General features: G+C 69.8%; 19 protein-coding genes. 5 read left to right on the top strand and 14 right to left on the bottom strand.

Annotation, left to right across the window (positions count from 1 at the left end; translation table 11 throughout):
• Nucleotides 1–446: 446 nt before the first annotated feature.
• The 5 genes from ZRA01_RS12090 to ZRA01_RS12070 form a co-directional block, all read right to left on the bottom strand.
• Nucleotides 447–1,217, bottom strand: coding sequence for a response regulator transcription factor (locus ZRA01_RS12090; protein WP_170182965.1), 771 nt, complete (start codon nucleotides 1,215–1,217; stop codon nucleotides 447–449).
• Nucleotides 1,218–1,279: 62 nt separating this feature from the next.
• Complete coding sequence (locus ZRA01_RS12085; RefSeq protein WP_141352504.1) at nucleotides 1,280–2,638, bottom strand: response regulator; 1,359 nt, start codon at nucleotides 2,636–2,638, stop codon at nucleotides 1,280–1,282.
• Nucleotides 2,639–2,791: 153 nt separating this feature from the next.
• Nucleotides 2,792–3,496, bottom strand: coding sequence for a response regulator transcription factor (locus ZRA01_RS12080; RefSeq protein WP_141352502.1), 705 nt, complete (start codon nucleotides 3,494–3,496; stop codon nucleotides 2,792–2,794).
• Nucleotides 3,493–4,866 (bottom strand): sensor histidine kinase, encoded by a 1,374-nt coding sequence (locus tag ZRA01_RS12075; RefSeq protein ID WP_141352500.1) that lies wholly within the window; start codon nucleotides 4,864–4,866, stop codon nucleotides 3,493–3,495. The genes ZRA01_RS12080 and ZRA01_RS12075 overlap by 4 nt, the downstream gene beginning before the upstream one ends.
• Before the next feature lie 77 nt (nucleotides 4,867–4,943).
• Nucleotides 4,944–5,261 carry a hypothetical protein gene (locus ZRA01_RS12070; protein WP_141352498.1) on the bottom strand — a complete coding sequence of 106 codons (318 nt, stop codon included), beginning with the start codon at nucleotides 5,259–5,261 and terminating at the stop codon, nucleotides 4,944–4,946.
• A gap of 214 nt (nucleotides 5,262–5,475) precedes the next feature.
• On the opposite strand from ZRA01_RS12070, the gene ZRA01_RS12065 reads away from it, so the two are divergent.
• Together ZRA01_RS12065 and ZRA01_RS12060 are read left to right on the top strand one after the other, a co-directional pair.
• Nucleotides 5,476–7,779, top strand: a complete 2,304-nt coding sequence (locus ZRA01_RS12065; RefSeq protein WP_281279875.1) for a penicillin-binding protein 1A — start codon at nucleotides 5,476–5,478, stop codon at nucleotides 7,777–7,779.
• A gap of 26 nt (nucleotides 7,780–7,805) precedes the next feature.
• Nucleotides 7,806–8,699 carry a ketopantoate reductase family protein gene (locus tag ZRA01_RS12060; RefSeq protein ID WP_141352496.1) on the top strand — a complete coding sequence of 298 codons (894 nt, stop codon included), beginning with the start codon at nucleotides 7,806–7,808 and terminating at the stop codon, nucleotides 8,697–8,699.
• A gap of 163 nt (nucleotides 8,700–8,862) precedes the next feature.
• Here the strand turns inward: ZRA01_RS12060 and ZRA01_RS12055 are convergent, their stop codons facing one another.
• The 9 genes from ZRA01_RS12055 to ZRA01_RS12020 all read right to left on the bottom strand — a co-directional run bounded on the left by ZRA01_RS12055 (nucleotide 8,863) and on the right by ZRA01_RS12020 (nucleotide 17,836).
• Nucleotides 8,863–11,103 carry a response regulator gene (locus tag ZRA01_RS12055; RefSeq protein ID WP_141352494.1) on the bottom strand — a complete coding sequence of 747 codons (2,241 nt, stop codon included), beginning with the start codon at nucleotides 11,101–11,103 and terminating at the stop codon, nucleotides 8,863–8,865.
• An 11-nt stretch (nucleotides 11,104–11,114) separates the two neighbouring features.
• Nucleotides 11,115–11,822 carry a substrate-binding periplasmic protein gene (locus ZRA01_RS12050; protein WP_170182964.1) on the bottom strand — a complete coding sequence of 236 codons (708 nt, stop codon included), beginning with the start codon at nucleotides 11,820–11,822 and terminating at the stop codon, nucleotides 11,115–11,117.
• A gap of 170 nt (nucleotides 11,823–11,992) precedes the next feature.
• Entirely contained in the window at nucleotides 11,993–12,481 is a 489-nt protein-coding gene (gene ahbB, locus ZRA01_RS20550; RefSeq protein ID WP_170182963.1) for a siroheme decarboxylase subunit beta, read from the bottom strand.
• Nucleotides 12,478–12,948, bottom strand: a complete 471-nt coding sequence (locus ZRA01_RS20545; protein WP_170182962.1) for an Lrp/AsnC family transcriptional regulator — start codon at nucleotides 12,946–12,948, stop codon at nucleotides 12,478–12,480. Before ZRA01_RS20545 ends, ahbB (ZRA01_RS20550) begins: the two co-directional genes overlap by 4 nt.
• Nucleotides 12,945–14,027, bottom strand: coding sequence for a siroheme decarboxylase subunit beta (ahbB, locus tag ZRA01_RS12040; protein ID WP_246093657.1), 1,083 nt, complete (start codon nucleotides 14,025–14,027; stop codon nucleotides 12,945–12,947). The genes ZRA01_RS20545 and ahbB (ZRA01_RS12040) overlap by 4 nt, the downstream gene beginning before the upstream one ends.
• The gene (locus ZRA01_RS12035; protein ID WP_141352490.1) at nucleotides 14,027–15,208 is read right to left on the bottom strand and encodes a cytochrome D1 domain-containing protein; all 1,182 of its coding nucleotides are present in this window, start codon (nucleotides 15,206–15,208) and stop codon (nucleotides 14,027–14,029) included. The genes ahbB (ZRA01_RS12040) and ZRA01_RS12035 overlap by 1 nt, the downstream gene beginning before the upstream one ends.
• A gap of 1 nt (nucleotide 15,209) precedes the next feature.
• On the bottom strand, nucleotides 15,210–15,551 hold the full coding sequence (locus tag ZRA01_RS12030) for a c-type cytochrome (RefSeq protein ID WP_141352489.1): 342 nt from the start codon (nucleotides 15,549–15,551) through the stop codon (nucleotides 15,210–15,212).
• Between the two features lie 196 nt (nucleotides 15,552–15,747).
• On the bottom strand, nucleotides 15,748–16,065 hold the full coding sequence (locus ZRA01_RS12025) for a c-type cytochrome (RefSeq protein ID WP_141352487.1): 318 nt from the start codon (nucleotides 16,063–16,065) through the stop codon (nucleotides 15,748–15,750).
• Between the two features lie 55 nt (nucleotides 16,066–16,120).
• Nucleotides 16,121–17,836 carry a nitrite reductase gene (locus ZRA01_RS12020; protein ID WP_141352485.1) on the bottom strand — a complete coding sequence of 572 codons (1,716 nt, stop codon included), beginning with the start codon at nucleotides 17,834–17,836 and terminating at the stop codon, nucleotides 16,121–16,123.
• Between the two features lie 282 nt (nucleotides 17,837–18,118).
• On the opposite strand from ZRA01_RS12020, the gene cobA reads away from it, so the two are divergent.
• The 3 genes from cobA (at nucleotide 18,119) to ZRA01_RS12005 (ending at nucleotide 24,300) form a co-directional block, all read left to right on the top strand.
• Nucleotides 18,119–18,880, top strand: coding sequence for a uroporphyrinogen-III C-methyltransferase (gene cobA, locus ZRA01_RS12015; protein ID WP_141352516.1), 762 nt, complete (start codon nucleotides 18,119–18,121; stop codon nucleotides 18,878–18,880).
• A gap of 117 nt (nucleotides 18,881–18,997) precedes the next feature.
• Nucleotides 18,998–20,647, top strand: a complete 1,650-nt coding sequence (locus ZRA01_RS12010) for a fatty acid--CoA ligase (RefSeq protein ID WP_141352483.1) — start codon at nucleotides 18,998–19,000, stop codon at nucleotides 20,645–20,647.
• 272 nt (nucleotides 20,648–20,919) lie between these two features.
• Nucleotides 20,920–24,300, top strand: coding sequence for a transglutaminase family protein (locus ZRA01_RS12005; RefSeq protein ID WP_141352481.1), 3,381 nt, complete (start codon nucleotides 20,920–20,922; stop codon nucleotides 24,298–24,300).
• The last annotated feature ends 44 nt before the right edge of the window (nucleotides 24,301–24,344 follow it).

Here is a 24,344-nt window from a genome sequence, read left to right as displayed (position 1 = left end):
CAACCTAGAAACGGCAGTTGACCGCTTTCCGCAATCTCGAGAGCCGTATGAACACTTGCGATAGTGCCTTCGCCGACGCTCACCCGGAGGGTGAGGACGCTACACGCCCGCTGGCACGCCTGCGTGGGCGGCTGGCTTTGTCGCTCCGCCTTGCAGGCATGAGCCTGCGGCGTTGTCGCTTCGCGCCAGACACCCGCCCAGACGCGCCAGCAGGCACGTCCAACTGCCGTTTCTAGGTTCAACCTGGGCCACCACGCGGGAGGCCCGGTCGACGGCTTCAGCCGCACAGGCCCTGGTTGATCGGGGCTGGTCGCCGATTTCACGTCCGCGGGCGACTGAAGTCGCCCCTTGTACAGGGGCGTCGAGGCCTGGGTGAATTTCTGCGGATGTCGGTGCCAGGGCAGTCCAGGCGCCCCGCATTCAAGCTGCGCCCTGCCTGCCCCGCCTCAGCACAAGGGCTGGCAGCATTCCCCTGTCCCGGCTCCCGTCGGCTGTTCCCGAGCCGGGGTGGGCTTTTCGTGCCCAGGCTCGAACCTTTCCAGGCGGTAGCCGCTGCCGTAGGTGGAGGCGAGGCGGTAGCCCTTGGTGTCGGTGAGCTGCAGTTTGCGGCGCAGGCGGCTGATGTGGGTGTCGACGGTGCGGGTCGATTGGGCGTGCTGCCCGCGCCAGACGGCGTCGAGCAGGTGGCCCCGCGAGAAGATGCGGCCGAGGTTCTGGAACAGGAAGACGGCCAGCTCGAACTCCTTGTCGGTCAGAGTGATCTCGTGGCCGTCGAAACGGCAGCCGCGGGTTTCCAGGTCGAAGAAGTAGGGTGGGTGGTCGAGGCTGGACTGGTAGCGCAGGGGCTGCCGGCGGCGCAGCACGGCGTCGACCCGCGCGGCGATCTCGCGGCTGCCCACGCCGCTCCGGATGAAGTCGTCGGCGCCCAGGGCCAGGGCATCGGCGAGCCGGTGTTCGTTGTCGTGGCAGTTGATGAAGATCAGCGCGGTGTCGTCGCCGGCCAGCGCGAACAGGCGCGTCACGAAGCGCTGCAGGCCGCTTTCGCAGGCCGATTCGTCGATCAGCAGGAGGTCGAAGGTCTCGCGGCCGAGCTCGCGCAGCAGGTGTTGCGGCTCGCGGTAGGCGTGCACGCTATGCCCCGCGGCGCGCAGCGCGGTGAGGATCTCCAGCGCTGGGCCCGGGGCGAGGTACAACAGGGCGAGGCGCATCATCGCCATTCGGGGCTTTGCATGGTCGTCGGCGGGGTGTGGCTGGCCCGGGGCGGGCGGGGCTGCGCCGCTCATCCGGTGCTTGGCACGGGGGCCGGCATGAGCCAGCGCCGGGCGGCGGAGTACAGCCGCTCGGGGGCGACGGGCTTGGTCAGAAAGTCGCTCATCCCCGCGGCCAGGCAGGTCTGCCGGTCTTCCTCGCAGGCGTTGGCGGTGATGGCGATGATCGGTGTGGTGGCGTTGAGCGGCAGCGCCCGGATCTGCCGGCTGGCCGCGGCTCCGTCGAGCCCGGGCAGCTGCATGTCCATCAGGATCAGGTCGAAGCGGGTGTGCCGTGCCAGCGCGATGGCGCCCTCGCCGTCCTTGGCAAAATGGGTGTGGCGGAAGGCGCTCTGCAGCAGGGCCAGCATCACCGCGAGGTTGATGGGCTCGTCTTCCACCACCAGCACGCGGGCGCCGGCGCAGGATGCCTTCAGCGCGTGGAGCGCCGTGGCGGCCAGGTCGGTGCTGCCGCTGGGGGCGGTGTGGGCGGTGGGCTCGCCGCGCATCAGCTGCACCGTGAACCAGAAGCGGCTGCCCCGCCCGGGTTCGCTGGTGGCGCCGGCGCTGCCGCCCATCAGCTCGGCCAGGCGGCGGGTGACGGCGAGGCCGAGGCCGGTGCCGCTGTTGAGCGCGATGCCGGCCTCGGCCTGCTCGAAGGGCTGGAAGAGCTGCGCGAGCCGCCCGGCGTCTATGCCCTTGCCGCTGTCTTCGATCTCGATGCGCAGGGTGATCTGGCCGCCGGCTTCGGCAAGCGGCACCGCGCGGCAGGTGATGGTGCCCGTTTCGGTGAATTTGACCGCGTTGCCCAGGTAGTTCAGCAGCATCTGGCGGATGCGCAGGGCGTCGCCCACGACCGGGCCACGCAGGGGCGGGGCGATGCTGACCGCCAGCGCGAGCCCCTTGTCGTCGGCCTTCTGGCGGATCATCGCGAGGGCTGAGTCGATGACCTGCTCGAGGCTGAAATCGGCGTGCACGATCGCAAACTTGCCGGACTCGATCTTGGCCAGGTCCAGCACGTCGTTGGTGATCTGCATCAGGTGCTGGGCCGACTGGGACGACTGCTGCAGCAGCTTGCGCTGCCGTTCGCTGCTCGCCGCCAGCCCGGCCAGGTGGGTGAGGCCGATGATCGCGTCGAGCGGGGTGCGGATCTCGTGGCTGACGGTGGCGAGGTAGCGGGACTTGGCCTGCCGGGCGGCTTCGGCCGAGCGGGCGGCGTCGGACATCATGCGGTACAGCTGGACGAGGGCCTGGATCAGCTCGTCCTGCTCGGGGCTGCCCGCCGGCTGGCGGGCAGCGATGCTATTTACATGGTCTATGAGCAGGCGGTGGGCCCCGTCGACTTCCGGGTTGCCTGTTGCGTGAGCGGAGGACCATTCGAGCAGCGCCATGATTTTGCCTTCGGCATGAGACTATGCCGATCGCAGATCGGGAGAGGCGCGACTGTAACACTCTGGCTTGGCCGAATATTTCAATATATTTCACTGAATTATCGGCTGCTGATATAGATAAAGTCGAAAAATGCGGCGTTGCCGCGTTGATTCTCAGCGAATCTCGATGGGGATCAGCAGCTGGTAGCCCTTGCGGCGCACGGCCCGGATCAGCTGGCTGTCTGCGCCCGTGGAAACCTCTGCCAGCTTGCGCCGCAGGCGGCTCAGCAGCACGCCCAGGTAGCCCTTGTTGAGCGTGTCCTTGTCACCCGAGCACAGCAGCAGCAGCTCGGCCGAGTCGGCGATCCGCTCGCGGGCCCGCGCCATGCCGGCCAGCACGGCGCATTCATTGGCCGACAGCTCGCTGCTCGCGCCGCCGGGGCTGGTGATGGTGCGGCGCTGCAGGTCGAGCTGCCAGGCGGCGCTGGGTTGCGGGCGGAGCCGGCGCTGCAGGCTGGCCAGCACCGCCAGCAGCTCCTCGCCGGAGGCCGGCTTGGTGAGGTAAACATCGGCGCCGGACACATAGCCGCTGAGGCGGTCGGCGGGCTCCTTGCGGCCGGTGAGCATCACGATGCCCAGGGTGGGGTAGGTGGCCCGCAGGCGGCGCGCCACGTCGAGCCCGCTTTCGCCCGGCAGGTTGAGGTCGAGCACCACCATGTCGGGGGGGCGCGGCCGGCTGGCCAGCCAGTCATCGAGGCCCAGGCTGCAATTGACGCCGGCGACGTCGAAGTGGTTGAGGGCCAGAAAATGCACCAGCTCTTCGCGGAGGATCCCGTAGTCCTCGACCACCACCACGGAAGGCCGCCCGCCCGCGCTCATTGTTCGGCCTCCGGCGGGTAATCGGGGGCCGGCAGCCAGATGCTGAAGCTCACCCGCCCCTCGGGGCCGCAGCGGTAGTCCGCGTCGCCGCCCTGCAGGCGGGCCAGCTCCCGCGTGAGGTAGAGCCCGAGCCCGGTGCCGCTGACGTCGTGGGCGTTGGCGCCCCGGAAGTAGCGCACAAAAACCTGCCCGGCCGCGGGTGCGCTGCCTGCGGCGACCTGGTTGTCGACGGAGAGCCGGAAGCCCGGCTTGCCGTCCCGCTGCTCGGCATCGCTGCGGAGGGTGATGGGCGTGCCGGGCAGGGCGTACTTGAGCGCATTGTCGATCAGGTTGCCCAGCGCAACCTCCAGCAGGTGGCGGTCGGCCAGCACGCTGTCCACGTCGTTGAGCTCGATGCGGAGGCGCGGGTTGTCGGGGCCGCACACCACGTCGAGGGCGGTCACCACGTCCAGCAGGATGCACTCCGAGAGGTGGATGGACTGCTCGCCCCGGTCCAGCCGTTCGAGTTCGATGCAGCGGTCGACGATGGCGCTCATCGAGTCGGTGGCCCGGCCGATGTTGTCGACCCGCCGGGTGACCTCGGGTGGCTGGTCGGTGAGCTGGCATTTGAGCGAGCTGCTGGAGATCTTCACCACCGCCAGGGCCGCCCGCAGTTCGTGGGTCAGCATGTCGATGAAGTTGCTCTGCAGCATGCGCCGCTGCCGCTCGCGCTGTTCGCTCTCCACCAGCAGCTGGTCGTCGCTTTCTTTCATGAGGAGCAGGAAGCCGACCGTGCCGACCAGCAGCAGGCAGAACTGGATGATGTAGATGATCGACTGGATGGTGTGGGAGGTCATCACGCCGATGTTGTCGGTTGGCGCCAGGTAGCTGCGCAGCAGCAGGATCGGGCAGAAGCCGAGGTAGATCAGGCCTGTCAGCTGCTGCAGCCTTGATCGACGGCTGGCGGCCAGCAGCCCCACCCCGCCCATGGCATAGATCACCGCGCCCGTGGCGCTGGCAATGACCACCAGCAGTGACGGCGTGCTGCCCAGACCCCAGAACGTCAGGCTGCCGGCAATGACCCAGGCGGCGAGGGGTTTCTCCATGCGCAGCCTCGACTCGCACAGCCGCGCCACGGCCAGCATCTCGAGGGCAAAACCCGAGAACAGCAGCGGGTTGCCCAGGTGCGCCGAGAGCCACAGCGGGATCTCGCCGCGCTGGCTGAGCAGGCAGAAGGCCACGGCCTGGAACAGCCTGCTCAGCACGAACAGCCGCATCGGCACCGCGTGGTTGCCGGGGCTCTTGTAGGCGAACACCATGGCCATGGCGACCAGGTTGCCGATCACCAGCGCTCGCAGGAGGGTCCGGATGTCGAGTTCGAGAAATTCCATGGAGGATGCTTGCGTGACCAAGCCGGCACGCTACCACATTCCGCCGATCACCCCGCGCGGGCTGCGGCGGGGCGCCGTCAGCCCACCAGCCGCACCACCAGGCGGTCTCGCCAGGTGAGGTTGTGCCACCACTGCTCGCCCTCGCGCCAGAAGTCGAAGCCGCGCTGGGTCAGGCGGTAGAAGTGGATGCCGTCGCGTGACTCCCGCTCGGCGATCCATTCGTGGTCGAGGATGTACTGGAACAGGATCGCCACATGGGGCAGGCCGTCGAGGAAGCTCTGGAAGGAGCTGGGGCCGGTGACCACCAGCGCGTGCCCCCTGGCCATGGCGCGCAGCATCACCAGTAACCAGAAACGGTGGGGAATGTCCTTGTCGGCTGCGCTATCGTGGGTCATGGCTTCACCCCGCTCTCGAAGTGTTGGTGCGATGCGGCGCCGCGGGTGCCGCTGGCTGGTGGATAGGTATTTTTACGGTCGGCCCGCCGCGGGCTTGACTCCGTAAATACCCTGACCCCGCCCCGGCCCACCGCGAGGCGGCGGCTGATCTGTGATACAACGCCAGCCACCGTGAGCCCCCCGAGCTACCCCGAGCCGCCGCTGATTTACGCCGATGCCTCTCTCCGATCTCCCCGCCCGGGCTGCCCGGCGTCTGCAGCCCCTGCTGGCCCGCCTGCGCCGGCCCACCCGGCGTGGCATGGTGCTGGCCGTGGCGGCGGTGCCGGCGTCCTTACTTCTTTATAGCCTGATCCTGATCCCATTCACCCCCGGTATCAGCGACATCCGCAAGGCGCGGCTGGAGCAGCCAGCGCGGGTGCTGTCGGCCGACGGCAAGGAGCTCGCCGTCTTCAAGTGGGCCAACCGCGAATGGGTGGGGCTGGCGCAGATGGCGCCCTCGGTGAAGGCCGCGCTGATCGCCACCGAGGACCACCGCTTCTACGAACACCACGGCATTGATTTCTACCGCCTCGGCGGCGCCGCGCTGCGCACGTTTTCGGGGGAGCGCCAGGGCGGCTCGACGCTCACCCAGCAGCTCGCCCGCAACCTCTACCCCGACGAGATCGGCCGCGCCCCCACACTGACCCGCAAGCTCAAGGAGGCGATCACCGCGCTGAAGATCGAAGCGGTGTACAGCAAGGACGAGATCCTCGAGACCTACCTCAACACGGTGCCCTTTTTGTACAACGCGTGGGGCATCGAGATGGCGGCGCGCACCTACTTCGACAAGCCGGCGCGCAGCCTGGACGTGCTCGAGAGCGCCACCCTGGTGGGCATGCTGAAGGGCAACAGCTATTACAACCCGGTGCAGAACCCCGAGCGGGCGCTGGCCCGGCGCAACACCGTGCTGGCCCAGATGGCCCGCCGCGGAGGGCTCGACCCGGCGCGCCTGGATGCGCTGCAGAAGAAGCCGCTGCGCATCGACTTCGAACGCCAGCTCGAAGCCCCCGGGCCGGCGCCGCACTTTGCCCAGCAGGTGCGCCGCTGGCTGATCGACTGGGCCGACCGCCGCGGCTACAACATCTACACCGACGGCCTGGTGCTGCGCACCACCCTCGACAGTCGCCTGCAGGCCCAGGCCACCCAGGCCGTGGTGCGCCGCGGCAAGCAGCTGCAGGGCCTCGCCGACGAAGCCTGGCGCACGGGCTGGGGCGCCAGCCCGGCGCTGGTGGAGGCCTTCATCCGCGAATCGAAGCCCTACCGGGCTGCCGTCGCCAGCGGCCAGAGCCCCGATGAAGCGCTCAAGCAGCTCGCCGCCGACAAGGCCTTCATCGACGCCCTCAAGCGCGACAAGACCCGGGTGCAGGTGGGCTTCATGGCCGTCGACCCGCGCACGGGCCAGGTGCGCGCCTGGGTCGGCAGCCGCGACTTCGTGCAGGACCCCTTCGACCACGTCCAGCAGGCCCGCCGCCAGCCGGGCTCCACCTTCAAGCCCTTCGTGTATGGCGCCGCCTTCGCCAAGGGCATGAGCCCCGCCGACACCCGGGTGGACCAGGAGGTCGAGATCCCGCTGCCCAACGGCGAAGTCTGGCGCCCCAGCGACGAAGCGGCCCCCAGCGGCCAGCCGGTGAGCCTGCGCGACGGGCTGGTGTATTCCCGCAACCGCATCACCGCCCAGCTGATGACTGACGTCGGCCCGGCGCGGGTGGCCCGCCTCGCCCGCGCGATGGGTGTGCGCCAGAGCCCGCTCGAAGAGGTGCCCTCGCTGGCCCTCGGCACCAGCCCGGTGACGCTCAGGGAGATGGTCGCCGCCTACGCCACCCTCGCCAACGGCGGCGGCTACCTCGAGCCGGTGCTGGTGACCCGCGTCGAGGACAAGGACGGCAATTTGCTGGAGGCCTTCGCCCCCGCCGAGCCCGAAGAGGCGCTGGCACCGGAGACCGCCTACACCCTGCTCGACGTGATGCGCGGGGTGGTGGACCGCGGCACCGGCAGCGCCATCCGCCGCCAGTTTGGCCTGCGCGCCGACCTCGCCGGCAAGACCGGCACCACCCAGGACAACACCGACGGCTGGTTCATCCTGATGCACCCGCAGCTGGTGGGCGGCGCCTGGGTCGGCTTCAACGACAACCGCATCACCCTGCGCAGCGACTACTGGGGCCAGGGCGCCCGCAGCGCGCTGCCGGTGGTCGGCGACACCTTTCACTACGCGCTGGCCAACCGCCTCGTCGACGCCAAAGTGCGCTTCGTGTCCACCGAAGAGCCGGGCTGGCTGGCGCAGGGCTGGAGCTGGGTGAAGGGCCTGTTCGCACCGGCGCCGGAGCCCACCCCCGAGCCCACCCCGCGGCGCAGGAAGCCGCCCACGCCGGAAGCCCCGCCGCCACCGCAAGCACCCGCCCAGCCCCCCGCAGCGCCGGCCTGGCAGCCGCCCGTGCCGGGGCCCGACGAGCCGCTGCCGCCGACGGCACCCAAATCCTGACACTGCCCCTTACCCTGGATCGACCCATGCTCCCCGACACCAAAGCCGCCCCGCGCTACCCGCTCGTCATCGTCGGGGCCGGCGCCCTCGGGCTCAACTTTGCCGCCCGGCTGGCGGCCGTCGGGCCGGTGGCGCTGATTGCCCGCAGCGAGGCCCGGGCGGCCGAGCTCAGGGCCGGCGTGCAGGTGGGCGATGCGATCTTCCGCCCGCAGGCCTTCGGCCCCGACAGCCTGCCCGCCGCCGACTGGGTGATCGTGCTGGTCAAGACCTACGACACCGCCGCCGCGGCGCACACCGCCCTGGCGCTGCGGCCCCGTGGCGTGGTGTCGCTGCAGAACGGGCTGGTGGACGACGTGTTGCGCGGCGTGTGCGGCAGCGTGCCGGTGGGGCAGGGCATCACCACCGAGGGGGCGTTTCGCGACGGGGCCGGGGTGCAGCCCGCCGGGGCCGGCGAGACGCTGCTGCCGCCGGGCTTCGAGGCGGTGGCGGCGCGGCTGCAGGAGGCCGCCATCGCCGCGCGGGTCGAGCCGCAGATCGCCGCGGCGCGCCTCGCCAAGCTGCTGATGAACGTGGTGATCAACCCGCTGGCGGCGATCTTCCGGGTGCCCAACGGGGCGGTGCTCGAGCCGCCCCAGCGGCCGCTCTTCGACGCGCTCTTGGCCGAGGCCTGGCCGGTGCTGCGGGCCGAAGGCCTGGCCCTCGACGAGGCCGCGGCGCGGGAGCGGGTGATCGCGGTGGCCCGCGCCACCGGCGCCAACCGGGCCAGCATGTTGCAGGACGTGCTGGCCGGCCGGCGCACCGAGATCGACGCGATCACCGGTAGCCTGCTGGCGCTGGCCGAGCGCCAGGGCACCGAACTCCCCACCCACCGGGCGGTGTTCGCGCTCGTCAGGGTGATCGAGGCGGCCGGCCGCGCTTGAGCGTGGATCAGCAAGAAAGCGCCGGGCCGCCCCAGGCTTTATTGCCACCCCCTCGGGGGGCGGTGGCGCTTGGCGCGGCCGCCGGGGCATCCATTTAAGAAAGCGCCAGGCCGCCCCAAGCGCCAATGCCGCGGGGGCAGGCTGGGCGAAGCCCTGGCGCCGCTCAGCCCTCGCGCCCCGGGCGGGCGAGCCACTTGAGCAGGGTTGAGAACAGCACGTCGGGCTCGACGGGTTTGGCGATGAAGTCGTCCATGCCGGCGTCGAAGCAGCGGGCCTTGTCTTCGGCGAAGGCGTTCGCGGTCATCGCCAGGATGGGCAGGTCGCGGCAGTGGGGGAGCTGGCGGATCTGGCGGGTGGCCTCGGGGCCGTCCATGCGCGGCATCTGCATGTCCATCAGGACCACGTCGTAGGGCCGCGTTTCCAGCATCGCTTCGATCATTTCGACGGCCTGCAGCCCGTCTTCGGCGATGTCCACCTCCAGCTCGAGGTTTTCGAGCAGGCCTAGGGTGACCTCGCGGTTGATCTCTTCGTCCTCCACCAGCAGGATGCGCCGGCCCTTGTGCTGGCGCAGCAGGGCCGCCTCGGCGGATGCGCCGGTCGATGCTTCGCCGGGCTGGCCGGCGGCCTTGGCGAGCCGGGCGGTGAACCAGAAGCTGCTGCCGACCCCCGGGGTGCTGGTGGCGCCGGCCTCGCCGCCCATGATCTGGGCCAGCTTGCGGGTGATGGCGAGGCCCAGCCCGGTGCCGCCGTACTGGCGGGTGGTGGAGTTGTCGGCCTGCTCGAAGCTGGTGAACAGGCGGTTGATGTCGGCTGGGGCGATGCCTATCCCGGTGTCGTGCACCTCGAAGCGCACCAGCACGCTGTCGGGGGTCTCTTCGGCGAGGGTGGTGCGCAGGGTGACGCTGCCGGATGCGGTGAACTTGATCGCGTTGTTGGCGTAGTTGAGCAGGGCCTGGCGCAGCCGGGTCGGGTCGCCGCGCAGCGGGCGGGGCAGGGCCTGGGTCTGGATGAGCAGCTTGAGATGCTTGGCCTGGGCCTGGTTGAAGACGATGGAGGCGACGTTGCCGACGATGGCGGCCACGTCGAGGGCGGTGTCGTCGAGGGTGAACTTGCCGGCTTCGATCTTGGAGAGGTCGAGGATGCCGTTGATGACCTCCAGCAGGTGCTGCCCGGCGATGTTGATCTTGTCGAGGCGCTCGGCCTGGCGCGGGGTCACGCCATCGCGCCGCATCAGGTGGGCCATGCCGATGATGGCGTTCATCGGAGTGCGGATCTCGTGGGACATGTTGGCCAGGAAGGCGCTCTTGGCCACGCTGGCGGCCTCGGCGCTCTCGGCTTTGCGGCGCTCGCTGATGTCGCGCAGGATCAGCACGTAGTGGATGTCGTCGGGCACCGCCATGCGTGACACGGTGAGCTCCGCCGAGACGCGCCGCCCGGCCTTGTGGCGGGCCTCGACTTCGGTGATGTGCCCGACCAGGGTGGCGAGCTGCAGGCTGCTCGCGCTGTCGGCGAGCAGCTCGACGGCGGTCTGCCCGCGGAGCTCGTCGCCGGCGTAGCCCAGCATCGCCTCGGCGGCCGGGTTGGCCGACAGGATGCGCCCGCCGGCGTCGGCGGTCAGCATGCCTTCGCTGATGCTCTCGATCACCGCGCGGTAGCGGGCCTCGTTGCGGGCGGCGGCGATCAGGGCGGTGCTGCCGGTGCGCTGCAGGGTGTCGATGGAGGCCGCGAGCTGGTCGATCTCGTCGCGGATCTCGGGCCCCCGGGTGGGCGCCGGGCTGAGGGCCAGGCGGCGCAGGTCGTCGGCGGTCACGGCGCGCAGCTGGCGGGCGATGGCGACGAGGCGCCGGGTGACCACCGCCTGGTAGATCAGCACCGAGACGATGGCGACCAGCAGGATCACCAGCGCATTGCCGGCAAAGGTGGTGACCCACTGGCGGATGATCGTGTTGCGGTCTTCCCGCAGGTCTTTGACGAGGGTCAGGGTGCCGAGATTATGGAGCTGCCCGTCTTCCTCGTAGATCAGCGGGAGGCTGTGTTCGAAGGTGTCGGGCGAGAGCTGCCGGGCGCCGAAGTGGAGCGGCTCCTGCCCTTTGAGGTTGAGGCGTGCCGCCGACACGTCGGGCAGCCGGGTGAAGCCCTTCAGCTGCAGCTCGATCTGGTCGCGGTCGAAGGCCCAGGCGCTCTTGGCCAGCGAGGGCGCCGCAAAACGGCCGATCGACTGGAGCTGGATGGCGAGGTTGTCGACGTGCTGGCGGTAGGCATACACCGACTCGCCCACCGACACGGTAAGCGTGCCGATACCTCCCACCAGGAAAGCCCACAGCAGCAGGCGGCGCACCACATGGCTGGTGAGGCCGAGGCGGTCGCGCAGAGGCTCGCGTTGTGGCGGCGTTGAAAGGCTCATGCCGGCGTGGGTCAGTAAATGGTCGAGAGGATGCGGTTGTAGGAGCCGTCGGCCTTGATGTCACGGATCGCCTGGCTCAGCTTCGGGACCAGGGCCTGGTGCTTCTTGTGCAGGTAGAGGTACATGTCCACGTCTTTCAGGGTCGGCGACAGGGGCGCGATGGCCGGCAGCCCGAGGTTGCGGGCCAGGAGTATGCCGTCGGCACGAGTGTAGAGCGCCAGGTCGACCCGGCCTTCTTCCAGCATGCGGAAGAGTTGTTCCGGCTTGTCCACCTTGTGCACGACCCGCGCGCCCAGCGCATTGGCCTCGAACATCTTCCAGCCGTTGATGAAGGCGATGCGGTAGGGCTTGAGGCTGTCCCAGCCGTTGTCGAGGGGGATCGTGGCGTCTTTGGAGAAGGCGACGAAGCTGATCCGCACAAAGCGTTCGGGTACCTGGACGAGGTTGGGGTAGGGGCCGCCGGGCCCGCCCAGGCCGGCGACGCGCAGGCCCTCGCCGTCCACTTCGCCCAGATTGGCGGCCACCAGCGAGCGCTCGGAGGGCAGGCTGACCAGCTTGAGATCGACGCCGACGCGGCGGAAGCTCTCTTGAGAGAGCTGCTCCAGGGCCTTGCGGTCGAGGGGGGTGTTGTTGGTGCTGACGGTGAGGGTCGGATTGTCGGCGAGGGCCGCGTTGAGTCCGAACATCAGCAGGAGGCCTGCAATAATAAGGGCGCGCATGATCTGTTCCATCCTGGGTGCGCCGCCCGCCTTCCGCTCCGACGGCAGGGCTGCCTGCCTGGCGGGGTGTCTCGCCGAAGCGGGCGGAGCGGAGTGATGCGGCGCTTGGTGTGCCGGTTCGAGGCGTTTTACGGCCCGATCATGCCCGGTCTTGAGGCTTTTTGCCCGCGTTAGCCGTCGCCGCCGATACGCAGGCCGGTCTTTTTGAGGATTTCGGTGGAAAACAGCACATCGTGGCCGCGGCAGGCCGGGCCGAGGAGGGCGGCGATCTCGCTCACCCGGGCCTGCACGGTGGCGCGGTCGCCGGCGTGGACCATCGCGAAGAGGTTGTAGGGCCAGTCGGGCAGGCGCCGCGGGCGTTCGTAGCAGTGGGTGACGAAGTCGAGCCGGCCGATGGCTTGGCCGAGGGCTTCGATGTGGGCGTCGTCCACGTCCCACACCGACATGCCGTTGGCGGTGTAGCCGATGGCGTAGTGGTTGGGCACCGCGCCGATGCGCCGGATGCGGCCGCTGGCCAGCATGGCGGCGAGGCGCGCCTTGACCTCGGCAGGGCTCACGCCGAGCTGCTCGGCGAGCAGGTCGTAGGGCCGCGGTACAAGGGGCAGGCCGGCCTGGGTGGCGATGACGAGGCGGCGGTCGAGGTCGTCGGGGGCGTTCATGCCTTCAGCCTCATGTCGACAAAGAATTCGCGCAGCTTGGGAAAGGCGAACACCGGCAGGCCGGTGGCGGCCTCGATGCGGGCGATGGCCTGGGCGATGCCCTCGGGCGTCTCGGTGGCGAGCACGAACCACATGTTGAGGGCGTGCTCGCGGCGGTAGTTGTGGGCGACCTCGGGCAGCGCATTGACCTGGGCCGTGACCTCGGCGAAGCGGGCCTCGGGCACCGCCAGCGCGGCCAGCACGAAGCGCCCGCCCAGGCGTTCGATCTGGAACATCGGGCCGAAGCGGGTCAACACCTTGGTGTCGAGCATGCGCTGCAGGCGGGCGAGGAGCTCGGCCTCGGTGGTGCCGAGGCTGTCGGCGACCTCGCGGTAGGGCTCGTCGCTGATCGGGAAGCCGCCCTGCAGGGCATTGATGATGCGCCGGTCGAGCTCGTCGAGGGGCGCGGCGGGGCTGCGGGCGTTCATGGGGCGAGGGCGGCGTGGCCGGCGGCGGGCGGCAGGCCGGGGGCCTGGTAGCGGGCGCCGCACTGTTTGTAGCAGTCGGTGGAGAACAGCACCGCGTGGGGGAAGGCGGCCAGGCCGACTTCGGCGGCGAGGGCCTCGCGGCGGGCGGCGACGGCCTCGCGGTTGCGGCCGTGGATCATGCAGAACAGGTTGTAGGGCCAGTCGCCGTCCAGGCGGCGGCGGTAGCACAGGCTGACCCCGTCGTGGCTGGCGAGCAGGTGGCCGAGGCGGCTGACCTCGGCCTCGGGCACCGCCCACACGCACATGGCGTTGGCCCGGTAGCCGAGCTCGCGGTGCTTCACGACGACGCCGAAGCGCCGCAGCGTGCCGTCGGCCTGCCAGGCGGCGAGGGTGTCGAGCACGCTGGGTTCGGTGAGGCCGGCGGCCTCGGCGACGGCCTGGTAGGGGCGCGGCTGCCAGGGCAGGCCGTCGTGGAGGGCGTCGATCAGCCGCCAGTCGGCCGCCGACAGCCGGGGCCGCGGCGCGGCGGGGTCGACCACATGGCGGGTGCGGCGGCCGTTGGCGAGGTCGAAGCCCAGGTCGATGTGGAACTCTTCGAGCAGCGGCAGCGCGATGGGCGGGCAGCCGGTGGCGGCGCCCATGTCGGCCAGCAGGCGGGCGAGGGCGGCCTCGTCGGTGCTGCTGGCGACGAACCACAGGTTGTAGCGGTGCTCGCGCCGGTAGTTGTGGTTGACGCCGGCGAAGGCGTTGACGATGGCCGCCACGCGGGGCAGGTCGCCCACCGGCACGGCCATCGCGGCGAGGGTGCTGGCGCCGATCCGGTTGGGGGCGAAGACCGGGCCGACGCGGCTGATCTTGCCACCGTCGCGCAGCCGCTCGAGCCGGGCGAGCACGTCGCCTGCGCCGCAGCCGAGGCGCGCCGCGATGGCTGCCCACGGCTCGGCGACCAGCGGGAAGCCGCGCTGGAAGTCGTTGAGCAGCGCGAAGTCGAGGGGGTCGGTGTCGACCACGGCCGGGGCTGCCTGCGGGGGGCTCGGTAGAGCGGCCGAGCCCCCTTTTTGGGGGGTGATGTTCATCATCAGAAGCCGATCCGTTGCCCGCGGGCGGTGAAGAAAATGCCGGATGGGGCGTCGGCGGGGAGCTCGCTGCGGGTGGCGAAGGTGGCGGTGTTGACCACGCTGACCCGGTTGCTGTCGCGGGACGACAGCCAGACCTCTTCGCCGCGGGGCTCGAACTCCATGTGCAGCACCGCCTTGCCGGGGCTGAAGGTGTGCACCACGCGCTTCTCGACGGTGTCGATGACCTGCACCCATTCGTTGTCGGGGAAGGCGAAGTTGACCCACACCTGGCGCCCGTCGGGGCGCGCCATCACGAACACCGGCTGGCCCTTGACCGCTACGCGGGCGGTCTCCTGCCAGCTGCGGGCGTCGGCGACGAGCACCTCGTGGCGGCCGATGGCGGGCAGCCAGGCCTGCCCTCCGGCCAGCGACCAGCCGCGCAGGTGGGGCATCTTGAAGACCGGCAGTTTTTGTTCGCCACGGCCGTAGCCGGCGAGGATCTTGGTGGCGCCACGCTCGGGCTGCCACAGGTCGAGGAGCGAGATGCCGTCCTCGCCGAACAGGCCGGCCAGGAAGTAGCGCCCGTCGGGGGTGACCAGGCCGTCGTAGGGCTGCTTGCCGGCCGGGTAGCGGGTGGTGGTGGGGCGGCGCGGGTTGGTGAAGTCGGTGACCCAGATCTCGCCGGCCTCGAAGAGCGCATAAACGAAGCGCTGGCCCGACACGTCGGCCAGCCCGACGACCTTGGAGAACTTGCCCGGGGCGTATTCGGCGGGGACTTCGGAGAGCAGCTCGAGGGTGTCGGCGTCGAAGGCCTTGATGCCACCCGGTTCGTAGTTTTGCGCGACGATCAGCCGGCCGTCCTGGGAGATGGAGCCGCCGATGGAGTTGCCGGCCTGGATGATGCGCTTGTCGATGCGGCGGGCCAGCAGGTCGACCTTGGTGAGCCCGCCGTCGCGCCCGAACACATAGGCGAAGCGGCCGTCCCGCGAGAAGGTGACGTGGGCGTGGGAGAGGTCGCCGAGGCCGGGGACGGTGGCGAGGCTGCTGTTGGTGCTGTGCTCGACGATCTGCACGCGGCCGGCGGCGCGTTCGATGACCACGCCCAGGTCGCCGGTGCCGCGCAGGGCCTCGGGCGGGGTGGTGGCGCAGCCGGCGAGGGCGAGGGCCGCTACAAGGCTGGCGATGGCGGGGCGCAGGCGCATGTCAGTCGAGCTCCGGGAAACCCTGCTTGAGGCGGGCGACGATCCAGCCGGCCTCGGCTTCGTTCATGAAGCGCTGCCAGCCGGGCATCGCGGTGCCGGGGCGGCCGTGGATGATGGTGGCGACGAGGGAGTCATCGGGCCAGTCGGCGAGGCGTTCGGGCAGCAGGGCCGGGCCGAGGCCGCCGGCGAGGCGCATGCCGTGGCAGGAGCCGCAGTCCTGGCGGACCATGTGCACCAGCTCTTTCTGACGGGCGGGGGCCGGCTCGGCGGCCTGGGTGGTGCTCACCGCAAGCGCGGTGAGGCCGAGCAGCACGGCAACGTGGATGAGCAACGATCGATCCATCACGACCTCCTTCAAACAATGCCGCCAGATTAGGTCGGCGGGGGTCGAGGGGCATTGATGGCTGTCAAGTTGGGGAAGTGGGGGGTGGGGCGTGGGAAGTGGGGCGGGGCTGGATTTGGCTGTGCCGACAATCGTCAGCGCAACCGCATCCAGCCCCGCCCCTGTTTCCTACTGCCCGCTCCCTGTTTCCGGGGGGTCAGCCTTTCAGGATCCAGCCCACGACGTCCTTCAGGTCACCGTCGCTGATCTTTTCGGCGGCGTTCGGCGGCATCGGGATCGGGCCCCAGACGCCGGCGCCGCCCTTGCGGACTTTGTCGGACAGCTTGGCGACGGCGTCGCCCTGGCCCTTGTACTTGGCGGCGATGTCCTTGAAGGCTGGGCCGACCAGCTTCTTGTCCATTGCGTGGCAGGCCATGCAGCCGGCTTTCTGGGCGGCGGCGGCCGGGTCGGCCGCAAGCGCGCTGCCGCTGGCGGCGGTGGCGAGGAGGGCGGCGAGAATCAGCGAATATTTCATCGAGAACTCCTTTGGCAGGTTTTCCGCCGGCCGAGGCCGGCGGTGGCTACGACGATCAGTAGACGTCGTGCTGGGTGTTATACACGTTGAAGTGGCCGGTCGGGGTGATCAGGCGCGGGTCCTTGATCACAGCCTTCAGCTTGAGCGTCTTGTCGTCCACCACCACGATGGCGGATTCCTTGTTCTTGGCGCTCCACACCGAGAACCACACTTCGTCACCGGCCTTGTTGTACTCCGGCTGCACCACGCGCTTGGCACCGTCGTCCTTGATGCCGGACCATTCGCCGATGGGCAGGGTCTTGTAGCCGGCGGCCAGGTTGTTGATGTCATACACCACGATCGACTGGGAGATCTTCGGATCGGGGTTCAACGGGGCGTCGGACCAGAGGTTCTTGGACTTCGGGTGGCTCTTGACGAACAGCGCGCCTCCGCCCGGGCCCTTCAGCGACTCGACCATCTTCCAGGCGTACTGCTTGTGCTTGGCCGGGTCGGTGCCGATCAGGGCGATGGTCTCGTCGCCCAGGTGGCCGGTGGCCCAGACGGGGCCGTACTTCGGGTGGGTGAAGTTGGCGCCGCGGCCCGGGTGCGGGATCTTGCCCACGTCGATCAGCCCGGCCAGCGTGCCGTCCTTGAGGTCGATGGCGCCGACCTGGTTGGACTGGTTGGCTGCGACCATGAAGTAGCGCTTCGAGCTGTCGAGGCCGCCGTCGTGCAGGAACTTGGAGACCGGGATCTCCTTGGTGGTGATCTCGTTGAGATTGCTGTAGTTCACCATCAGGGACTTGCCGGTTTCCTTGACGTTCACCACGAACTCGGGCTTGTAGTGCGAGGCCACGATGGAGGCGACGCGCGGCTCGGGGTGGAACTCTTGCTCGCCGACGGTCATGCCGCGGGTGGCCATGATCTTCAGCGGCTCGAGGGTGTCGCCGTTCATGATGACGTACTGGGGCGGCCAGTAGGTGCCGGCGATTGCCAGCTTGTCTTCGTAGCCCTTGAACTTGGAGGTCTCGACCGAACGGGCCTCGAGACCGACGCGGATCTCGGCGACGTTGTCGGGCTTCTCCATCCACAGGTCGATCATGTTGATCTTGGCATCGCGGCCGATCACGAACAGGTAGCGGCCCGAGGCGGACATGCGCGAGATGTGCACCGCGTAGCCCGTCTTGATAATGCTGATGATCTTCTTGGTGTCGCCGTCGATCAGCGCGATCTCGCCGGCATCGCGCAGGGTGGTCGAGAAGATGTTCTCGAGGTTGTAGTTGTTCATCTTCTTCTTCGGGCGCGCCTCGGGCGGCACGATGACCTTCCAGGTCGCCTTCATGTCCTTCAGGCCGTACTCGGGCGGCTGCGGAGGCGTCTGCTGGATGTAGCGGGCCATCAGGTCGACTTCGTCGTCGCTGAGCTCGCCCGAGGTGCCCCAGTTGGGCATGCCGGCGGGGGAGCCGTACTTGATGAACACTTTCAGGTAATCGGTGCCGGCGGCCAGCGTTTTATCGGGAGTCAGCGGCTTGCCGGTGGCGCCCTTGCGCAGCACGCCGTGGCAGCCGGCGCAGCGCTCGAAGTAGATCTGGCGGGCCTTGTCGAACTCGGCCTTGGTCAGCGGCGGCGCCTTCGGGTTGATGTCCTGGTACATCTCGACGTTCGCGAGGGGCGAACTGCCGGCCTGGTATTGAACTTCGGCCGAGCTGACATCCTTGCCGGCGGCGAGGGCTTGCGCGATGGCCAGCGGCAGCATGGCCGCGGCGATTGCTCCGGTCTTCCAGATTCTCATAGTGCATCTCCCTTTAATGAACGCGACGAGCGGACAGTCCCGCTTGCCGGCAAGGTTGCGCCTGTGGGGCATTCCCCTTCCTTGACAGGGGTCAAGTTCGAAAAGTCGCTCCGGCTGATAGATTCCTTCCGTCATGATTCCGGGAGTAACGCCATGCCGCCGCCCGTCACCGCAAGCCTCGCCCTGCCGGCCACCGGCACCCTGCGTTCGTTCCTCGACCAATGGGTCGGCAGCCGTCGGGCCGGGGCGGGCGACACCCCCCGCTCGCACGACGCCGGCGCGATGGGCCGCGTCGCCCTGGTCGGCGCCGGCCCCGGCGACCCCGAGCTCCTCACCCTGCGCGCTGCGCGCCTGATCGGCGAGGCCGACGCGCTGGTGGTCGACCACCTGGTGAGCGACGGCGTGCTGCAGTTCGCCCGCCGCGGCGCCGAGATGATCTACGTCGGCAAGGAGGCCGGCCACCACACCCTGCCCCAGGACGAGATCAACCAGCTGCTGGTGCGCCTGGCCCGCGAGGGCAAGCAGGTGGTGCGCCTGAAGGGCGGCGACCCCTTCATCTTCGGGCGCGGCGGCGAGGAGCTCGAGGAGCTGCTCGAGGCCGGCGTGCCCTTCGAGGTGGTACCCGGCATCACCGCTGCCTGCGGCGCCGGCGCCTACGCCGGCATTCCCCTCACCCATCGCGACTACGCCCAGTCGGTGGTGTTCGCCACCGGCCACCGCCGCGCCGGCGAATCGGCGCTGGATTGGGACGCGCTGGCGCGCCCCCACCAGACCGCGGTGATCTACATGGGCGTCGGCATGCTGCAGTCCCACTGCGCTGCGCTGGTCGCCCACGGCCGCGCCGCCAGCACCCCGGCGGCCCTCGTCGAGAACGGCACCACGCCGCGCCAGCGGATCGTCGTCGGCACCCTCGAGACCCTGCCGGCGAAGGCCGTCGAGGCCGGCATCCGGCCGCCGGCGCTGCTCATCGTCGGCGAGGTGGTCAGCCTGGCCGGCAAGCTGGCGTGGTTCTCGCCCGCCGGGGCCGCCGTGCAGGCCGCCTGAGGCCACGCCGCTCCGATGATGGCGGCCGCCTGCGGGCGGCCGTTGCTCGTCCACCGGCCGGGCGGCCTGTTAAGCTCCCCATCCTTCACAAAACCATAACAATGGGAGGGAAAAGCCATGCCCGTCCGCCTGATCGAGCGCACGCCCGACGCCTACGCCTATCCGCTGCTCATCAAGCAGCTCCTGCACACGCCGCTGGCCGTGGCGCCGGACCAGGAGATCACCTACATGGGCGGGCGGCGCCACAGCTACCGCGAGCTGCGCCAGCGCATCGGCCGGCTGGCCAGCATGCTCGCCGGGCTGGGCGTGGAGGCCGGCGACACCGTGGCGATGATGGACTGGGACAGCCACCGTTACCTCGAGTGCTTTTTCGCGGTGCCGATGATGGGCGCGATCCTGCAGACGGTGAACGTGCGCCTGACGCCCGAGCAGATCCTGTACACCCTCAACCACGCCCGCGCCGACGTGGTGCTGGTGAACGCCGAATTTCTGCCCATCCTTGCCGCCATCGCGCCGCGTCTCGAGACGGTGAAGCGTTTCGTGCTGATCGAGGACGCGCCGGCCGCCGTCGCCCCGGTCGACCTGGCCGGTGAGTACGAGGCCCTGCTGGCGGCGGCGTCGCCCGACTACGACTTCCCCGATTTTGACGAGAACGCCCAGGCCACCACCTTCTACACCACCGGCACCACCGGGCTGCCGAAGGGCGTCTACTTCAGCCACCGCCAGCTGGTGATGCACACCCTGGCCACCGCCGCGGCCCTCGGCAGCGCGCCGGCCCAGGGCCGCCTGCACCGGGACGACGTGTACATGCCGATCACCCCGATGTTCCACGTGCACGCCTGGGGCCTGCCCTATGTGGCGACAATGCTCGGCCTCAAGCAGGTCTACCCGGGCCGCTACGTGCCCGAAACCCTGCTCAAGCTGGTCCGCGACGAGGGCGTCACCTTCTCCCACTGCGTGCCCACCATCCTGCACATGCTGCTGGTGCACCCGCTCTCCAAGGTCATCGACCTGTCCCGCTGGAAGCTCATCATCGGCGGCTCGGCGATGTCCCAGGCCCAGGCCAGGGCCGCGCTGGCGCGGGGCATCGACGCTTTCACCGGCTACGGCATGTCCGAGACCTGCCCCATCCTCAGCCTCGCCCAGCTGCCCACCGCGGCGCTGGCCGACGGCCCCGAGGCGCAGGCCGCCCTGCGCGCCAAGACCGGCATCCCGCTGCCGCTGGTGGACATGCGGGTGGTGAACGAGGTGCTCGAAGAGCAGCCCCACGACGGCCAGACGGTGGGCGAGGTGGTGGTGCGCAGCCCGTGGCTGACCCAGGGCTACCTCCACGACCCGGCCGCCTCCGAGGCCCTGTGGCAGGGCGGCGTGCTGCACACCGGCGACATCGGCCACGTGGACGCCGCCGGCTGGCTGCAGATCACAGACCGCATGAAGGACGTCATCAAGACCGGCGGCGAGTGGACCTCCTCGCTGCAGATCGAGGACGTGGTGGCCCAGCACCCGGCGGTGGCCGAGGTGGCGGTGATCGGCGTGCCCGACGAGAAATGGGGCGAGCGCCCGCTGGCCCGGGTCACCCTCAAGCCGGAGCACGTCGGCCAGGTGAGCGAGCACGAGATCCGCAACTTCTCGGCGCGGCTCATCGAATCCACCGGCGTGTCGCGCTACGGGGTGCTGCTCCAGGTGCAGTTCGTGGACGTGCTGCCGCGGACCAGCGTGGGCAAGCTCAACAAGCGCGCGATGCGCGAGGAGCACGGGCCCCACTGAGCGCCCCCGGGGTCGGGCTCCGCCCCCGTGGGGGGCAGGGAAACCTGGGGCGGCCCTGCGTTCCCCTGGGCGCGGCAAGAGGGCGCGCGCACCGCCCCGGTGCGCACCCGGCGCATCACTTTGGTGCGCCGGACGTGGGTGGGACGTAGATGTGACGTGAGTTGGGCGGCAAACCGCCATGCTGGTGCAATTATTCGGGCTTTTAGTGCTGGCTCGAAGCTTGCTTGCTCGTATGGCCAACCTATTTTGCCGTCCTGTTAACGGAGTCTCCAGTGACCATCCACGTAGCCCTCAATCACCTGACTTCCTACAAGTACGACCGCCCGATCAACGTCGGGCCCCAGGTCGTCCGCCTGCGCCCGGCGCCCCATAGCCGCACCCGGATCCTCTCGTATTCCCTGCGCGTCCTGCCCAAGCCTCACTTCATCAACTGGCAGCAGGACCCGCAATCCAACTACCTGGCCCGCCTGGTCTTCCCCGAGAAGGTCACCGAGTTCAGCGTCGAGGTCGACCTCGTGGCCGAGATGTCGGTCATCAACCCCTTCGACTTCTTCCTCGAGCCCGAAGCCGAGAACTTCCCCTTCAGCTACGACAAGACCCTCGCCCACGAGCTCGCCCCCTTCCTGCTGAAAGAGCCGGCCACCCCGGCCTTCGCCGACTACCTCGCCAGCATCCCCCGCGAGACGATGCGCAGCGTGGACTTCCTGGTCAGGGTCAACGCCGACCTGCAGCAGCACATCGGCTACGTGATCCGCATGGAGCCGGGCGTCCAGACGCCCGACGAGACCCTCACCAAGCGCACCGGCTCGTGCCGCGACTCGGCCTGGCTGCTGGTCCAGCTGCTGCGCCACATGGGCCTGGCGGCGCGCTTCGTGTCCGGCTACCTGATCCAGCTGAAGGCCGACGTCAAATCCCTCGACGGCCCCTCTGGCACCGAGGTCGACTTCACCGACCTCCACGCCTGGACCGAGGTGTACCTGCCCGGCGCCGGCTGGGTCGGCCTCGACCCCACCTCCGGGCTGTTCGCCGGCGAAGGGCACATCCCGCTCGCCTGCTCGCCCGACCCGTCCTCCGCCGCGCCGGTCTCGGGCCTCATCGACGAGTGCGAGTGCGAGTTCGAGCACCGCATGGAAGTCACCCGCGTGCTGGAAGCGCCGCGGGTCACCAAGCCTTACACCGAAGAGCAGTGGGCCGAGATCGAAGCCCTCGGCCACCGCATCGACGTGGACCTCGACGCCCACGACATGCGTCTCACGATGGGCGGCGAGCCCACCTTTGTCTCCATCGACGACCCCGACGGCGCCGAGTGGAACACCGAGGCGATGGGCCCCACCAAGCGCATCCGCGCCGAAGACCTCTACCACCGCCTGCGCGACAAGTACGCCCCCCAGGGCCTGGCCCACTTCGGCCAGGGCAAGTGGTACCCCGGCGAGCAGCTGCCGCGCTGGTCGCTGAGCTGCTTCTGGCGCAAGGACGGCGAGCCGATCTGGCTCAACCCCGACCTCATCGCCGACGCCTCCGCCCCCGGCGAGGCCAAGGCCGACAAGGCCCACACCTTCCTCGCCGGCGTCGCCGCGCGGCTCGAGATCGACCGCCGCCGCGTCTTCCCGGCCTACGAAGACGCCTTCTACTACCTGTGGCGCGAGCGCCGCCTGCCGGGCAACGTCGACCCCTTCGACGCCCGCCTCGACGACCCCCTCGAGCGCGACCGCATCCGCCGCGTGTACGAATACGGCCTGCCCAACCCGGTCGGCTACGTGCTGCCGGTGGGCATCAACGCCTACACCGGCGCCTGGGAGACCGGCCCGTGGTTCCTGCGCGACGAGCGCTGCTACCTGATCCCCGGCGACTCGCCCCTCGGCTACCGCCTGCCGCTGGATTCCCAGCCCTGGGTCGCGAAGGGCGACTACCCCTACGTTAACCCGCCCGACCCCCACCAGCCGCAGGTGCCGCTGCCCGCCTACGCGGCCATCCGCCGCCAGCTGCCGGGCGGCCAGACCGCGGTGGTCAATGCCCTCTCCGCCGACGAGGCCGGTGCCGGCACGTCGGCCGCCGCCCGCGCCGCCGCGGCGCTGAAGGCAGCCCAGGACGCCGGCAGGCTCACCCCCACCGACCGCCCGCCGCAGCCCTTCGAGTCCGCCGCCGGGATCGTGCGCACCGCGCTGTGCGCCGAGCCGCGCAACGGCACGATGCACATCTTCATGCCCCCGCTGGCCCGCCTCGAGCACTACCTCGAGCTCGTCGCCGCCATCGAAGCCACCGCCGCCGACCTGGGCATGCCGGTGGTCATCGAAGGCTACGAGCCGCCCTCCGACCCGCGCCTCACGCACTTCCGCATCACCCCCGACCCCGGCGTGATCGAGGTCAACATCCACCCCGCCAGCAACTGGGAAGAACTCGTCGAGCGCACCACCCACCTCTACGACGCAGCCCACTACTCGCGCCTCACCACCGAGAAGTTCATGGTGGACGGCCGCCACACCGGCACCGGCGGCGGCAACCACTTCGTGCTGGGCGGCGCCACGCCGGCCGACTCGCCCTTCCTGCGGCGGCCCGACGTGCTGCGCAGCCTGATCTCCTACTGGCACAACCACCCGAGCCTGTCCTACCTGTTCTCCGGCATGTTCATCGGCCCCACCAGCCAGGCCCCGCGCATCGACGAGGCGCGCAACGACTCGGTGTATGAAATCGAAACCGCCTTCCGCCAGTTCCCCAAGGCCGGCGAAACCGTGCCGCCGTGGCTCATCGACCGCCTGCTGCGCAACCTGCTGATCGACGTCACCGGCAACACCCACCGCGCCGAGTTCTGCATCGACAAGCTCTACTCGCCCGACGGCCCCACCGGCCGCCTCGGCCTGGTCGAGATGCGCGCCTTCGAGATGCCGCCCCACGCGCGCATGTCGCTGGCCCAGCAGCTATTGCTGCGCGGCCTGCTGGCCCGCTTCTGGGAGACGCCCTACGCGCCGGAGCGCCTGGTGCGCTGGGGTACCGAGCTGCACGACCGCTTCCTGCTACCCCACTTCGTCGAGCAGGATTTCAACGACGTGATGGAGGACATGCAGGCCCACGGCCTGCCGTTCAAGCCCGAATGGTTCGCCCCGCACCTCGAGTTCCGCTTCCCCAAGATCGGCGACTTCTCGGTGCGCGGCATCCATGTGGAGCTGCGCAGCGCCCTCGAGCCCTGGCACGTGATGGGCGAGGAGGGCGGCAGCGGCGGCACGGTGCGCTTCGTCGATTCGTCGTTGGAGCGCCTGCAGGTGAAGGTGTCGGGCATGTCGGAGGAGCGCTTCCTGTTCGCGGTGAACGGCCGCACGATCCCGCTGCAGCCCACCGGCACCGTCGGCGAGCACGTGGCCGGCGTGCGCTACCGCGCCTGGCAGCCGCCGTCCTGCCTGCACCCCACCATCCCGCCCCATGCGCCGCTGGTCTTCGACCTGGTGGACACCTGGACCGGGCGCTCCCTCGGCGGCTGCCAGTACCACGTGTCCCACCCTGGCGGGCGCAGCTTCGAGACCTTCCCGATCAACGCCTTCGAAGCCGAGAGCCGGCGCCTGGCGCGCTTCTTCCGGATGGGCCACACCCCGGGCCAGCCGTCGCTGCAGGCGTCGCCGGTCGAGAAGGAGTTCCCCTTCACGCTGGACCTGCGCCGCTGAAGTTGCATCACTGAAGCCCCCCAGGCCGGCGAGGGGCGGAGTGT

Source organism: Zoogloea ramigera, from assembly GCF_006539865.1.
GTDB lineage: Bacteria > Pseudomonadota > Gammaproteobacteria > Burkholderiales > Rhodocyclaceae > Zoogloea > Zoogloea ramigera.
The sequence above is the reverse complement of the archived record's forward strand: the minus strand, read 5'-3'. Positions and strand labels throughout refer to the sequence as shown.

Bases quoted from the DNA above. Each gene is read 5' to 3' on its own strand.
- ZRA01_RS12090 (WP_170182965.1), bottom strand. From the start codon at position 1,217: ATGGCGATGATGCGCCTCGCCCTGTTGTACCTCGCCCCGGGCCCAGCG.
- ZRA01_RS12085 (WP_141352504.1), bottom strand. From the start codon at position 2,638: ATGGCGCTGCTCGAATGGTCCTCCGCTCACGCAACAGGCAACCCGGAA.
- ZRA01_RS12080 (WP_141352502.1), bottom strand. From the start codon at position 3,496: ATGAGCGCGGGCGGGCGGCCTTCCGTGGTGGTGGTCGAGGACTACGGG.
- ZRA01_RS12075 (WP_141352500.1), bottom strand. From the start codon at position 4,866: ATGGAATTTCTCGAACTCGACATCCGGACCCTCCTGCGAGCGCTGGTG.
- ZRA01_RS12070 (WP_141352498.1), bottom strand. From the start codon at position 5,261: ATGACCCACGATAGCGCAGCCGACAAGGACATTCCCCACCGTTTCTGG.
- ZRA01_RS12065 (WP_281279875.1), top strand. From the start codon at position 5,476: ATGCCTCTCTCCGATCTCCCCGCCCGGGCTGCCCGGCGTCTGCAGCCC.
- ZRA01_RS12060 (WP_141352496.1), top strand. From the start codon at position 7,806: ATGCTCCCCGACACCAAAGCCGCCCCGCGCTACCCGCTCGTCATCGTC.
- ZRA01_RS12055 (WP_141352494.1), bottom strand. From the start codon at position 11,103: ATGAGCCTTTCAACGCCGCCACAACGCGAGCCTCTGCGCGACCGCCTC.
- ZRA01_RS12050 (WP_170182964.1), bottom strand. From the start codon at position 11,822: ATGCGCGCCCTTATTATTGCAGGCCTCCTGCTGATGTTCGGACTCAAC.
- ahbB (WP_170182963.1), bottom strand. From the start codon at position 12,481: ATGAACGCCCCCGACGACCTCGACCGCCGCCTCGTCATCGCCACCCAG.
- ZRA01_RS20545 (WP_170182962.1), bottom strand. From the start codon at position 12,948: ATGAACGCCCGCAGCCCCGCCGCGCCCCTCGACGAGCTCGACCGGCGC.
- ahbB (WP_246093657.1), bottom strand. From the start codon at position 14,027: ATGATGAACATCACCCCCCAAAAAGGGGGCTCGGCCGCTCTACCGAGC.
- ZRA01_RS12035 (WP_141352490.1), bottom strand. From the start codon at position 15,208: ATGCGCCTGCGCCCCGCCATCGCCAGCCTTGTAGCGGCCCTCGCCCTC.
- ZRA01_RS12030 (WP_141352489.1), bottom strand. From the start codon at position 15,551: ATGGATCGATCGTTGCTCATCCACGTTGCCGTGCTGCTCGGCCTCACC.
- ZRA01_RS12025 (WP_141352487.1), bottom strand. From the start codon at position 16,065: ATGAAATATTCGCTGATTCTCGCCGCCCTCCTCGCCACCGCCGCCAGC.
- ZRA01_RS12020 (WP_141352485.1), bottom strand. From the start codon at position 17,836: ATGAGAATCTGGAAGACCGGAGCAATCGCCGCGGCCATGCTGCCGCTG.
- cobA (WP_141352516.1), top strand. From the start codon at position 18,119: ATGGGCCGCGTCGCCCTGGTCGGCGCCGGCCCCGGCGACCCCGAGCTC.
- ZRA01_RS12010 (WP_141352483.1), top strand. From the start codon at position 18,998: ATGCCCGTCCGCCTGATCGAGCGCACGCCCGACGCCTACGCCTATCCG.